The 13,044-nt window shown below is 67.7% G+C and carries 14 protein-coding genes and 1 pseudogene; 13 read left to right on the forward strand and 2 right to left on the reverse strand.

Annotated elements, in window-relative coordinates; genetic code table 11:
* Positions 1-759 precede the first annotated feature (759 nt).
* Together KPF47_RS12880 and KPF47_RS12885 are read left to right on the forward strand one after the other, a co-directional pair.
* The gene (locus KPF47_RS12880) at positions 760-972 is read left to right on the forward strand and encodes a hypothetical protein (protein WP_224389101.1); all 213 of its coding nucleotides are present in this window, start codon (positions 760-762) and stop codon (positions 970-972) included.
* Between the two features lie 45 nt (positions 973-1,017).
* Complete coding sequence (locus KPF47_RS12885; protein WP_224389102.1) at positions 1,018-1,665, forward strand: hypothetical protein; 648 nt, start codon at positions 1,018-1,020, stop codon at positions 1,663-1,665.
* Between the two features lie 22 nt (positions 1,666-1,687).
* Here the strand turns inward: KPF47_RS12885 and KPF47_RS12890 are convergent, their stop codons facing one another.
* Complete coding sequence (locus KPF47_RS12890) at positions 1,688-2,089, reverse strand: hypothetical protein (RefSeq protein ID WP_224389103.1); 402 nt, start codon at positions 2,087-2,089, stop codon at positions 1,688-1,690.
* A gap of 326 nt (positions 2,090-2,415) precedes the next feature.
* Between KPF47_RS12890 and KPF47_RS12895 the strand changes: the two genes are divergently transcribed.
* The 7 genes and pseudogenes from KPF47_RS12895 to KPF47_RS40905 all read left to right on the forward strand — a co-directional run bounded on the left by KPF47_RS12895 (position 2,416) and on the right by KPF47_RS40905 (position 11,283).
* On the forward strand, positions 2,416-2,829 hold the full coding sequence (locus tag KPF47_RS12895; RefSeq protein ID WP_224389104.1) for a hypothetical protein: 414 nt from the start codon (positions 2,416-2,418) through the stop codon (positions 2,827-2,829).
* 398 nt (positions 2,830-3,227) lie between these two features.
* The gene (locus KPF47_RS12900) at positions 3,228-4,520 is read left to right on the forward strand and encodes a hypothetical protein (RefSeq protein WP_224389105.1); all 1,293 of its coding nucleotides are present in this window, start codon (positions 3,228-3,230) and stop codon (positions 4,518-4,520) included.
* Positions 4,517-6,016, forward strand: coding sequence for an SCO6880 family protein (locus KPF47_RS12905; protein ID WP_224389106.1), 1,500 nt, complete (start codon positions 4,517-4,519; stop codon positions 6,014-6,016). The genes KPF47_RS12900 and KPF47_RS12905 overlap by 4 nt, the downstream gene beginning before the upstream one ends.
* A 49-nt stretch (positions 6,017-6,065) precedes the next feature.
* On the forward strand, positions 6,066-7,565 hold the full coding sequence (locus KPF47_RS12910; RefSeq protein ID WP_224389107.1) for a hypothetical protein: 1,500 nt from the start codon (positions 6,066-6,068) through the stop codon (positions 7,563-7,565).
* Between the two features lie 449 nt (positions 7,566-8,014).
* Positions 8,015-9,352, forward strand: a pseudogene (locus KPF47_RS40895) (type IV secretory system conjugative DNA transfer family protein); the annotation flags it as partial.
* A 493-nt stretch (positions 9,353-9,845) separates the two neighbouring features.
* Positions 9,846-10,703, forward strand: a complete 858-nt coding sequence (locus KPF47_RS40900; protein ID WP_224389112.1) for a DUF4913 domain-containing protein — start codon at positions 9,846-9,848, stop codon at positions 10,701-10,703.
* 202 nt (positions 10,704-10,905) lie between these two features.
* Complete coding sequence (locus KPF47_RS40905) at positions 10,906-11,283, forward strand: NlpC/P60 family protein (RefSeq protein ID WP_224389108.1); 378 nt, start codon at positions 10,906-10,908, stop codon at positions 11,281-11,283.
* Positions 11,284-11,392: 109 nt separating this feature from the next.
* Here the strand turns inward: KPF47_RS40905 and KPF47_RS12930 are convergent, their stop codons facing one another.
* Positions 11,393-11,575: a hypothetical protein gene (locus KPF47_RS12930; RefSeq protein ID WP_224389109.1), complete on the reverse strand. Its 183-nt coding sequence runs from the start codon at positions 11,573-11,575 to the stop codon at positions 11,393-11,395.
* 128 nt (positions 11,576-11,703) lie between these two features.
* Here KPF47_RS12930 and KPF47_RS12935 point away from each other — a divergent pair, with 128 nt between their 5' ends.
* The 4 genes from KPF47_RS12935 to KPF47_RS12945 all read left to right on the forward strand — a co-directional run.
* Entirely contained in the window at positions 11,704-12,168 is a 465-nt protein-coding gene (locus KPF47_RS12935) for a DUF4158 domain-containing protein (RefSeq protein ID WP_255659615.1), read from the forward strand.
* Complete coding sequence (locus KPF47_RS38720; protein ID WP_308015388.1) at positions 12,054-12,392, forward strand: DUF4158 domain-containing protein; 339 nt, start codon at positions 12,054-12,056, stop codon at positions 12,390-12,392. Before KPF47_RS12935 ends, KPF47_RS38720 begins: the two co-directional genes overlap by 115 nt.
* 160 nt (positions 12,393-12,552) lie before the next feature.
* Entirely contained in the window at positions 12,553-12,777 is a 225-nt protein-coding gene (locus KPF47_RS12940) for a hypothetical protein (protein WP_224389110.1), read from the forward strand.
* A 53-nt stretch (positions 12,778-12,830) separates the two neighbouring features.
* The coding region (locus KPF47_RS12945) for a hypothetical protein (protein WP_224389111.1) at positions 12,831-13,044 on the forward strand (214 nt) is incomplete at its 3' end.

Consider the following 13,044-nt stretch of genomic DNA (forward strand, 5'->3'; position numbering starts at 1 on the left):
GGGTGTACCCAAGGATGCCGAAATCGGCGATGCCGACACTACCGCTTGCGTATATGCTTGCGTATATGCTTGCCGAATCGATGCGCGGTGCTGGGTGGCGCTGGAACACAGCAGAAGCAGGGTGCGGTTCAGCTTTGCTGGCCGGATGATCTCGACACGGTGCTACTGGCCATCGACAGCGAGAAAGGCGGGTCGGCAAATCCTCACTGGCCGGTGGCCTGATTGCTGTCATGGCGGCTGCTGGCACGAGGTCCTGGCCGTCGACCTCGACCCGCGCGCAACCTTGACCGCTGAACTCGACGCAGCGGCACCAGAGGGCGACACGGAGATGCCTAGCGTCAACGACCTACTCCACGAGGACCAGGGGTTCGATCCCATGAGCTGCCGGAGTTGCGGGGTTTAGCGAGCCAAGCCGTGCGGTCTGCTGGGACACACTGGGGGGGGCGGGTCCGGGTTCTTGCTGCCGAACGAGCGCTGGCGCACCGCGAGTCCGACTTGGCGACACCGAAACATCGAACACCGCCTTGCGCTATCCCTAGAAGGTTTCAAAAGACAGTTCCGGCTGGTGGTCATCGACGCTGCCACCGCGGGCCGGTGGCAACTCGTCGGGGCTGGCCTGCTCGCTGCCACACACGTGGTGTTTCCCGGCACTCTCGACGAGGACGGCTTGATCGGAGTCCAAGATGCCCGCAAGACCGCCCGGCGGATCTCTCGCGCACACATCCGGCGACGCTGCGGCAGGTAGGGGTTCTGCGAAACATGGTGGAGCCTCGAACGCGACTTGCGGAGCTGAGCGATCGGCGCTTCACCGAGGAGTTCGACGACGTTCTCGACGTCGTCGTCCCCAAACGCATCGTGCGGCGGGAGGCCCGCCCGGCGTGCGTGCCGTGCACCATCGCCACAACGCGTGACGCACAAGACCTGGTAAACGCCTACACGGCGTTGCTCAACACGGTTGCGGAGACATCCTGATGGCCGGGCTTATCGACAAAGCGGCCCAGCGGCCCAAGCTGCGCCGTGCTGCAGACGCTCACCGCGACCCTGCTGATGTCGACGTTCCTCTGCAGCTACAAGAGACCACAGGCGATGTTGCAGGCAAGCACCACAGGCGATGTTGCAGGCAAGACCCAGGCGATGTTGCAGGCAAGACCACAGGCGATGTTGCAGGCAAGACCACAGGCGATGTTGCAGGCAAGACCACAGGCGATGTTGCAGGCAAGACCACAGGGCGATGTTGCAGGCAAGACCACAGCGATGTTGCAGGCAAGACCACAGGCATGTTGCAGGCAGACCACAGGCGATGTTGCAGGCAAGACCACAGGCGATGTTGCAGGCAAGACCCACAGGCGATGTTGCAGGCAAGACCACACAGGCGATGTTGCAGGCAGACCACAGGCGATGTTGCAGGCAAGACAACAGCGATGTTTGCAGGCAAGACCAAGGCGATGTTGCAGGCAAGAACTATGCAGACAGCGGCCCCGGCGGATCGGCCGGCCTCGCGGTCCGGAACGGGTCTCGCTTTCCACCCGAATTCTGGTGGAGCTTGATCGGGCGATGGATTCAGCGGTCGAGGCTAGTGGGTTGTCCCCACAGCCCATCGTCGAGGAAGCCCTGCGAGAGTGGTTCGTGGCTCACGGCTACATGGGCCGGCGAAACGACAGCTGAGGCCGGTCGTCACACGCGCCATTCAGAACAGCCGTTCGGCGACCCGCCAGGCCCCGGCTGCGCCGCGCTGGACGGCTACGGTCGCTGCAACGCGCTCCGGCGGCATTGGCGGTGTCGCGGCTGCGTGGCAGCTGGTTCGCACGGTGCCCACCACCTGCACGTAGACCTGCTGGTCAGTGCGTGGTGCTTCTCGCGGGATGGTGGCGTCGACGTCGCTGACCGTGACCATGCAGCGTCCTTGAATCAGCTGGTCCCAGCCTGCGCCGGAAGCATCGTCATAGGTGAGTGCGACGTTGGCCTGCGCTACCGCGCCGGTCACGAGCGGAGCGACTCGTTCGGTCCAGGCCAGCGGGGTCGGATCCCTATAGCTGATAGCCCGCGACGCTTCCAGCCAGCGGCGGGCGCTGATCAGCGGATCCGTCACGGCACTAGCCGGCGCCGCGGCCACGTTAGCCGCGGTGGCTGGCGCATCTGGCGTCCGCGATGGAAGCGGATGTGCATGCTACCCGACCCCACCGCCCAGGATCCCGACGGCCAGCCCTGTGCCGAGCCAGCGAGCAACGCCCCGCCAGGACCCATTACGCAACCGTCTTGCCTCCGGTTCGACCAACGCCACTACACCAGAGTATCGCTTCAGATTCTATGACGATACGATCTGTATCAGAGTCGGAGGCAGGGCATGACAGCGGAGGGAGCGGGTGATGGAGCCGCCCAATCGTTGCGGGAGTTGCTGGAGGCGTCGGCACGACCGTGGTGACCCAGGCCCTGCGAGGCGCCGACCACGGCATCTACGCGAGCTGGGCTGCAGTGGATGTCCTCGTCTGCCGCTCCACGCTGTACTCAGTGAGCGCTGCCCAGAGGGCGCTGCAGCACACCCCGGCTCCACCGGTCCTGGCGATCGTCGACGACGTCCCACACGTGAGCTGGGGCGTGAACACCGCCAACAAGATCCGTCTGACCGAGCCATACGTGTATCGCTATGTCCGCATCCCGATGGTCGCCGAGTGGCGCGACAATCCCCATCCGCACGCAGCAGCCACCGACGTTCTAGTCGACGATGCACGGAACCTGCCGAAATACCTCCGCCCTTTCGCTGAAGCTCTTCGAGAACTTGTCGACATCATTACCGAAACCGTGCCCGAGCATCGTCTTCGGACCGCTTGATTCGGGCATTTTTCGTTGAGCTGTCACGGAGTATAAAGTGTCTAATATTATCGCTGTCACTATCGAATTTACTGCCGCTGCAAGACCCGTCCCCCCCAGGGGGCGACCGCCTCATCCCTGACGCCGATCCTCGCAACCTTCCTGGCACTCTCGGCGAGTCAGTAAAAACAGTCATCGGCACCGTTAAGGCCGTCCTGCTGGCGGTGGCTGTCGTGGCAGGATTGATCGGCACGGGACTTATCATGACGGGGTCACGTAGCCGCAGCGGGTTGGCAGTAACCGGCCTAGAAAAGGTCGGGTATGTGGTCCTTGGCCTCGCGGTCATGGGCGCCCTTCCAAGCATTCTTGGCCTGTTCGTCTAATGCGCCAGCCCGGCATTGGCAATGAGGAGGTGCGGGTTGTTTAACCCGCTCGACCCTCTCGGTTCGCTGGGAGCGCAGTTCGGCGAGGCCGCTGGTGAGCTGCTCGGGTACCTGATGACCTGGTGGATTCTTGCCCCTCCGCCTCTTGAGAGAGTCACTCAGACTTCTAGCATTGCGGCGCTCGTCGGCCCGATTGCGGTCACGATTGTGACTGTCGCAGTGCTCGCTCAGCTCGCCCGCGTCATGATCTCCGGGCGGCGTGAAACACTGGTGGAGATTGCTCTCGGCTTGGTAAAATTCGGGCTTATCAACGCGACCGCACTGGCGGCGATCAATCTCGGAATGGCAGGGGCCGATGCTGCCTCGAAACACCTGATAACAGGCCACGTTGAACAGTTTGGAAATCAGGTAAACGTCGCTCTTCAGGGGGATATTACCGGCACGCTACGCCTCTTCCTTGCAGCGGTCGTCGTTCCGCTCGCTGGCCTGCAATGGCTGTTTCTGTTCTTGCGTCAAGCAGGCATTCTTGTGCTTGTTGCTATGTTGCCGCTGGCGGCAGCAGGAGTGATCTCGAAGGGTACTGGTCGTTGGTTCCCAACGATCACTACGTGGCTGATCGGGCTGATCATCTACAAGCCGCTCGCGGCGGGAATATATGCGATCGGGATGGCGCTGTTCTCCGACAAAGAGAAAAATATCGAGACCGTCTTGACCGGAATCATGGTGCTGACCCTGGCGATCATCGCGCTGCCCGCGATCTTGACCTTCTTCAACTGGGTAGGAACTAACGTCGGCGGCGGTGCGTCGGTCGGCGGTGTTGCCGCGGGTGCGGCCACCGGCGCAGTGGCGCTGGGCTCGCTGAGTAACTTCCGCCGTCAGGAGACCACCGGTCCCGGCAGTGCCCCTGGTGCAGCGCTACCGGGCACGCCGGGAGCGGCCCCTTCCGCAACGGTGCCGCCGGGGGCCGGCCCCGGACGTGTCAGCCCAGGGGCGCAGGCCGGATCGGGCGCTGTTGGGACGTCGGTCTCCGGAGCGACAGCGGGAACAGGAGCGTCGGCGGGGACACGTGGAGGAGGTGCCGCCGCGGCTGGAGGAGCGGCTCCCAGCGGGGCCGCGGCCACGAGCGGTGGTGCCGCCGGTACGGCTGCCGCTGCTGCGGGGCCCGCTGGCGCTGCTGCTGTCGTGGCAGGGGAAGTCGCGGGCCGCGCGGTCCAGGCGGGCCGTGCGGCAGCAGGCCAATTCACTCCGCCCTCTGACAGCGGTAGCGAGATACTACCGAGCCGGGGCCCCAGCGGAGCCGACCCTGTGGGAGAGGGCAGCACGACGTGAATGCGCCGCGCACCTACGGTCACTGGCGGCCGCCGCGTGGATTCGGGATCGGGCAGCTCAGCACCGGGCAGACGCTGACTGTGTTCCTCGCCGTCACTATTCCGGTCATCTTGCTCAACTTCTCCGGCCCGGCCGGAGCGATTGCGCTAGCGATCGGGGCACTCGTCATCACCGCTGTAGTCGTCAAGATCGGCGGTAGCTCCGTCTCTGACGTGCTCCTGCGCCGCTTCCGTTTCACCCGCGCTCGAGTCGCAGATTGGACTGAGCTGACCGGCGGCATGGTGACCGATCACCCGCGCCGCCACGACCTCCCCGGTGTCTTGGGAACAGTGGTGCCGTTGTCGACTGACGACGGTCGCGGCGGCCAGCAGGGTCTGCTGTGGGACCGGCGCACCGGGACCCTGACCGCGGTCCTGCGGGTCTCCCCGGTCGGGTTGGACCTAGCCGACCGCGGCCAGGCCGATGCGTGGGTCGCGAACTGGGGCGCGTTCCTGGGCGATCTGGGATATCGGCCGATGGTGGCCCACATCGCCGTCAGCATCGATACCTCCCCGACAGGCGGGACGACGCTGCGTGACCACGTCACCGCCCACGTCGATCCCCAGACCCCGGCTCCCGCCCGGGCGGTGATGGCTGAACTCGCTGCGGCCGCACCGGCGTCGAGCGCTGAGGTCGATGCCCGGGTCTCGGTCACCTTCGACCCGAGCCGGGCGACACCTCGCCCGGCAGATCTGGCCGCTGGGGTCGCTGAGGTGACCCGGTGGCTACCCGGTTTGGAATCCCAGCTCGGGATGGCCGGTGTCGCGGTGCTGCGCCGCGCCGGCGCAGCCTGGCTGACCGGGCGGCTCCGCGTCGCGTTCGACCCGGCCACCCGTTCGGACCTGACCGGCTACGGCGACCACCCCACAGAACAGACTGCCAACCACCTCGACGATCATCCCGACGAGTTGCTGGACTGGGCTGAAGCCGGCCCGATCGCCGCCCGGGAGCTGTGGGATCACTACCGGCACGACTCGGGGATCTCAGTGACTTGGGCGATGGTCGAAGCCCCCCGCCAAGCTGTCATGGACAAGGTCCTCGTGCCGTTGCTGGCGCCGGGCCCGTTCCCCCGGTTTACCCTGCTCTACACCCCGCTGTCCGCCGGGGAAGCCGCCGACGAAGTCGAACGCGAGATCACCAACACCCAGGTCCGGCGGGCGTGGTCGCGCCGGACCCGCCGGGATGAGACCCAACGCGACCGCGACGACCTCGCCCGCGCCACCCAGGGCGCCCGCGAAGAAGCCGAAGGCGCCGGCGTCGGACGCTTCACCCTGTATGTGACCACCACCGCCACCGACGAGGCCCTGTTGCCCGCAGCGACCGCGGACGTCGAACAACGCGCCGGGCAGGCCAAGATCCGGCTCCGGCGCTTGTGCGGCTCCCAGGCCGCCGGGTTCGCCGCCTCACTCGGGTTCGGCATCAACCCGACCGAACTCGCCCGGCGACCCCGCCGATGACCCCGCCCCACCACGTTGCCGCCGGCGACGCCTCGATCTGGAAGCACTGGTGAACGCCATGTCCCCGACGACGACTCCCGCCGCTGATCCCGGCGCGCTCTACCGGGGACGGCCGGTGCCCCGCCCGTTGGGCTGGCCCGTCACGGGTGCGGGCCGCGCGGCGAACGTCGAAGGCGGGGTGATGTGGCAAGGCACGACCACCCAGCTGTGTGGGCTCTATCCGTTCGCGGTGTCCTCCGGAGCGGCACCGACCGGAGTGCCGATCGGGCACCACCTACACACCGCCGAGCCGATCGGGCTCGATCCGGCCGAGTGGCTCCGCCAGGGCCTGATCACCAACACCGGCATGTGGATCCAAGGTCAGCCGGGGATCGGGAAGTCGACCATCGTCAAACGGTTGATGACCGGGCTGGTCGCGTTCGGCTACACCGCTGTCGTGCCTGGGGACGTCAAGGGCGAATACACCGCTCTGGTCGAGCACCTCGGTGGCCGCGTGGTGCGCATCGGCCGAGGAGGCCACGCACTCAACCCGCTCGACCCCGGCCCGCTACGGGATGCTCTCGCCCGCACGACCGGCACCGAACGAGAGCGACTGCAGGAGACGATCCGCGCCCGGCGCCTGACGTTGCTTGAAGCGCTCGCGGTGATCGTGCGCCGCGCCGAGGTCACCGTCACCGAACGCCGCCTGCTCGGCGTCGCCCTCGATCTGACCGTCGACGGCACACGACACGCCAGCAGCACCGACCCGCGGGCCGAGCCCACGATCCCCGATGTCGTCAAGGTCCTCACCACGCCCCCGACCCCGTTGCTCGACATCGCCGCCGTCGACACCGTCCTCGGTTTCCGCCGTGACACCCGTGAGCTGATCAACACCTTGCAGCTGTTGTGTGACGGCGCGATCCGAGGCCTGTTCGACCGGGCCTCTACTGTCACCGCTGACCTCGCCGCGCCCGCGCTGTCTCTCGACATCTCCGATCTCGACAACGACGAGGACGACGTCGTCGCTGCCGCGATGCTGTCGTCCTGGGCCTGGGCGGCAGCCGTCATCGATGGCTCGGTCACGCTCGGGCGACGACGTCGTATCTTCCGTGTCCAGGACGAGCTGTGGCGGGCCCTGCGGGTCGCTCCCGGCCTGGTGGAACGCTCAGACCGGATCACCCGCCTGGGCCGGTCTCGCGGCGAGATCTCCGCGCAGGTCACCCACTCACTCGACGACCTCGAAGCGCTGCCCACCGAAGCTGACCGCGCCAAAGCCCGCGGGATGGCCGCCCGCAACGCGATCATGATTCTCGGTGGTATGGCCGACAAAGAACTCGACTCCGTCCGCCGCATTACCCCTCTGACTACCTCTGAAGCGGCGATGGTGCGAGCGTGGGCCGCGCCACCGACCTGGGTCACCGGGAGCCTCCATCCTGGCCGCGGCCGCTACCTCATCAAGTCCGGAGAACGGATGGGACTACCGGTCGCGCTGTCGCTGATGCCCAGCGAACGCGACCTCTACAACACCGACGTCGCCTGGACCCAGACCACACCCGGAGAGCGTGAATGAGCAGCGGAGCAACGGAGCCTATGCCCTGGCGTCGACTCGCCGTCCCCGCGATCGGCCTGGCCGTGATGGGAGCGGCGTTCACGGCGATGGCCTGCTGCTGGGTCGCAGCTCACGCCGCCGCAACCGCCCCTCCGGTCTTCGGCGGTCCGACCCTGCGAGCCTTGGCCACCGCCGCAGCGTCCAACAGCCTCGACCCGTTGATCGGGGCCGACGGGTCCCGATGGATGTTCTGGGCAGTGCTGGCCGCGATCACGCTGCCGCTGCTGGGATCCATCGTCGCTGCGTCGTCCTGGATCGCGCACCGGACAGCCGGGCCAGGACGAGCGCGCGCGGCCATGACCGGCCGCAGCGACACTCGCGATATGCGCGGCCGCGGCGCGCGGGCCCGCGCTGTGCAGCTACGGCCCACCCTCGGCGACCCGAAGCAGCTCGACCCGCGTGACCTCGGTATGTGTCTCGGCCGCAGCCTCACCGGATTCGGTGCGGGCCGGTTGCTCTACGGCTCCGAGGAAGACGTCTTCCTCATGCTCGCCGGGCCACGGTCGAACAAAACCTCGGCGGTGGTCGTGCCCGCAATCCTGTCCGCGCCCGGCCCGGTCGTCGCCTCCAGCAACAAAGTCGACATCTACATCCTGACCATCGGGCTCCGCGCCCGTCTCGGCCGGGTGTTCGTCGCCGATCCCGAGAAGATGACCGGAGCGCCGCAGGACTGGTGGTGGAACCCGCTGAACGGCATCACCGACGTCACCGACGCCGCGACCATGCTCACCCCGTTCACTCAGCTCATCGGCGCCGGAGGCGAGACTCGCGGGGACCCGTTCTTCTCCCAGGGCGCCGCCCGACTCCTTGCCCTGCAGACCCTGGCTGCCACCTGCATCCCCAGCGACGGGAGCCTGCGCGACGTCCGTCGCTGGCTCGCGCAGCAATCCACCGAACCGGTCACTCTGCTGGAGAACAACGGGCATGCTGACGCCGCGCTCGGTCTGCAAGGCCTGCTCGAAGCACCGGTCGAGACTCGCGGCGGGCTGTTCGAGACCGCGCTGACCGCACTGGGCGCGTTGGAATCCGAACCTATCGCCCAGATGATCACCCCGCCCTCGACCTGGAAGAACCCGCCCCGACACGACGTCGTCGAGTTCGATCCGTGGCGGTTCCTGGTCGGCTATACCCACGACAACAACGGTCGTCCCGTCCCTCGCGACACCTTCTACCTGCTGACCCGGGCCAGTTCCAGCAACGGTGCTCCGGGCACGACTGCGCTGGTCGACACGTTGCTCCGCACTGCGGTCGCGGCCGCCACCGCCCAGGGCGGACGTCTTGACCCACCGTTGCGCGCGGTCCTCGACGAGGCCGCGAACACCTGCCCACTCCCGCGGCTGCCCGACGACTACTCCTTCTTCGGATCGATGTCGATCCAGGTTATGACGTTCCTGCAATCGTTCAAGCAGGGCGCGGCCCGGTGGGGCGAGACCGGGATGGCCAAGCTGTGGTCCGCCGCGACGATCAGGCTCACCGGTGCCGGTGTCCAAGACCCCGATCTCGCCCGCACGATCAGCGATCTGATCGGCCCGGTCGAGGTGCCCACCTACACCCACCAACGCGGCCGGAGCGGCACGTCGACCTCCAGCTCGACTCGGGACAAGCCGATCATGACCGTCGCCGACATCGCCGCGCTGGACAAACGCCACGCCATCCTGATCTCTGCCGGCCGGCGACCGGTGCTCATCGAGCTGATGCCGTGGTACCGCGAACGTGACGCCGACGACATCTCTGCTTACGCCAAGCAGGCCACCGCCCAGGTCCGCGACGCCGCGGTAGCCGCTCTCGGGCCCGACAACCCCCTCGCGCAGAACCTCACCACCGACGCTGACAATCCTGAGGCTTCGGCCGAGCCGAGGTCCCCCGTGACAAGCCCCGGTAGCAGCGATGATCCCTCCGGGGAAGCAGCCAGTGTCCTCGCCCAGCTCGACGAGCTCCGCCGGAAGATCGCTGGGCTCGAGGAACTACACCGCCTCGCCTGCAGATCAACGCACGGGTCAGCGCCCTCGACACACGAGTCGAAGACATCGGCTCCAGCCTCGACCTCATCGAAGACACACCGTTACCGGACAGCGGCGCCTACCACCTCGGGTCCAGCAGGACCAGAGCCCCCTGGCTCCGATACAGCGGCAGCGGCCGGAACGCCCGGTACAGCAGTGGATATCGCGGCGCTGGTGAGCTGGGTCCGGGACCATGTCGCGCAGCTGATCGAGAAGAAAATCCCGCAGAAACCAAGGCCGGGTGCGATGGTGCCGGTCGTGGTGGCTCCACGCCGAGGCGATCGCCCGATTCGATGCCCTGCACCGCTCCTGGCCCGACGCCATCTATGGGGACGAGAACGCGCTGGTCGTCTACTACGACCATCTCGACCGCCAACTCGCGGTCCTCACCAGCGAAGACGGCCCGTTCGCCGCCTGCCGCGGCGGCGACCACGCCCACGAGGCCCGCGTCGGCCCCCTCGGCCATGTCGACCCCGGCCCGGACTTCTACCGCGAACATGCCCGCGCCCTGGAACAGGCCCGCCACGCCACGGCTACCAGACGCGCCTCACACCCGACCGCCTCAACGCCGCTGGCACCGTCGCCGCCCGCAACAAAGCGAGGGAACAGAACAGCGGTGAAATGGGCAGCACTCGCCGGGATCATCAGCGGCGGCATGGCCATGCTACTCACGTTAGTCCTGCTCGTCACCGTGATCGGCATCCCCAGCAGCGGCCGCACGGGGCTACCGGGCGTGGTCTGCGCTCCCCCCGGGGTGGACCCCACGCAGCTGGTCGCAGGTTTCGGAGCCGATCAGGTCAGCAACGCCGGCCTGATCGTCGCTGCGGGCATCGAGATGGGGGTCCCCGTGCGGGGACGAGTGATCGCGGTCGCGACCGCGATGCAGGAATCCACCCTGCTCAACTATGCCAACACCACCGTCGCTGAATCGTTGACGCGCCCGCACGAAGCAGCCGGGGCCGATCATGACTCAGTCGGACTGTTCCAACAGCGGGCCGCCGGCTGGGGACCGGTCGCCACCCGCATGGACCCAAAGGCCCCGCACGGCTGTTCTACGACCGGCTGCTGCAGATTCCCAGGTGGGAGACGATGCCGTTGACCCGGGCGGCGCAGGCAGTGCAGATCAGGGGCGTTTCCCGACGCCTACGCCAAATGGGAACGTCCCGCCTCGGCTCTCGTCGGTGCTCTGCAGGGCGTATCCTGCGGCCCCGACGACACCGGCGGTGCACCGCTGCCGCCGGTCGATCCACAGATCCAGCGCGTCATCAACCGCGGACTGTCCCCAGCAAGGGCGCCCCTATGTGTGGGCCGGCGGGAACGCGCACGGACCGACGATGGGCGGCTTCGACTGCTCCGGGCTCATGGTCTATGCCTTCGCCGAGATCGGCATCGCCGTCCCCCACCAGACCCAGGCGATCTGGGACTCTTTCCAACCCGCGATCACCGACCCGGCCGGCCGCGCGCCGCCCCGGCGACATGCTCTCCTGTTTCCTCAAACAGCCGACCAGGCGGGATCCACCGTCGGGCTCTACCTCGGCAACGGCGACATGCTCCACGCCCCCCAGACCGGAGACGTCGTCAAGATCGAACCCAACATCTGGTCCAACACCTACTACAGCAACGAATTCCTCGGAGCGGTTCGCGCGACCAACCCGGCGGCGCCTCCCCGCGAGGCCTGATCTCGACGGGTCAGACGTGCATCGGAGTCTCCAGCGTGTGCTTGACCCGATCGCGCAGATCCGCCCCGTCGCCGGTACACCCCTGCGCGGCGGGCCGGCGCTGCCGAGCTCACACAGGGTCACCCCGGCGGGTGAACTCGTCGCCTGCGAGCGTGACCGAGGTCGACACTGCCCGGGACAGGTCGACTCTCCCCGCGAACAGTGCGGCGCCGGGTGGACCCGGTGAGCTCGAAGTCACGCCGATGACCAGGTCGCGCAGGTCGGCGAACTTGCTGACCTCGAGGCCGGTCATGCCATCAGGTGCCGAACACATCTCGCACCGCGCAGGGTGAGGGGGTCGCCGTAGTATCCGGGAATAATCGGGCGGATATGGCTGGGTAGGCTCCTGACCAGGGGGTTTCTGGGGTTCTGGTCGGGAGGTTGTTCGGGTGGTCGCTCCGGTGTTCACAGACGTCGAGCTGGAGAGGCTGCGGCGGTTCCCGGAGATCGGCCGGGAGGAGTTGTTCCGGTTCTTTCACGCTGGCCCCGGCGGACGTTGCGTTTGTTGATCCCGGTCGGGGCCGGGGCGCGGCGGATCGGCTGGGTCTGGCGGTCGCGGTGTGCTCGTTGTCGTGGTTGGGGTTCGTGCCGGATGAGGTGGCGTCGGCGCCGCAGGCGGCGGTGGTGCGCCTGGCTGAGCAGTTGCGCGTGGATCCGGCCGTGATCGGTTCGTATGGGCGCCGGGCGAAGACCGCAACCGAGCATCTTCGGCTGGCGGCGCAGTATCTGGGGTGGCGGCCGCCGACGGGACGCTGGAGATCAAGGAGCTCGACGAGTTCCTGCTGGCGCGGGCGATGGAGCATGATTCGCCGACGCTGCTGTTCCGGCTGGCGTGCGAGTTCCTGATCTCGGCGCGGGTGATCCGGCCGGGACCGGTGACGGTGGTCAAGCGGGTCCGCCCACGCCCGCGAGGTGGCCCGGCAGGAGACGTTCGACCGGTTGGGCGCACGAGTTCACCGACGCCCGCGCGCGTCGGGCTGGACGGGCTGGTGGTGGATTCGGAGATCGGGATGACCCGGCTGCGGTGGCTGGGGAAAGGGGCCGGTGGAGGCCTCGCCCGCGGGCGGTGAAGGCCGAGATCGCGAAGCTGGAGTTCCTGCGCGGAATGGACGCCCACGCGTTGGACCTGTCGGTGCTGCCGGCCGACGCCGCCGTTCCTGGCCACGGTCGGTCGCCGCCTCACCGCCCAAGCGCTGGAACGGCGGGAGCCGGAACGCCGGGTACCCGATCTTGCTGACGTTTCTGGCCCAGTCGGCGACCGAGGTGCTCGACGAGGTGGTGGCGCTGTTTCGACCAGGCGCTCTCGGCGCGGGAGAGAAAGGCCCGCCGCACAGGATGCGGGACTATCTGGCCGAAAGCGCCAAGTCCGGGGAGGACCGCCAGGAGCTTTTGGACGCGATCTTGGCCATCGTGGCCGACCCGGCGGTGCCGGTGACGGCGATGTCGGCGGTCTGATCCGGGGCGAGCGGGTCGGCTGGGACCGGCTGCGTTCGGCGCAGTCGAGCGCGTTGCCGCCGCTGCCGCGCGATCACGGGCACCTCGCCGCGCTGGACGGCTCGTACGGGTACCTGCGCCAGTTCACCCCGAACGTCCTCGACGCCGTGACCTTCGCCGGCGGCACCGCCGCGGGCCGAGCTGCTGGAGGCGGTGGCGATCCTGCGGGAGCTCAACGCCACCGGCGCCCGCAAGGTTCCCGCGACGACGCGCCGAGCGGGTTCGTCC

It is taken from the genome of Pseudonocardia sp. ICBG1293 (assembly GCF_020131355.1).
In the GTDB taxonomy this organism is placed as follows: Bacteria; Actinomycetota; Actinomycetes; order Mycobacteriales; family Pseudonocardiaceae; genus Pseudonocardia.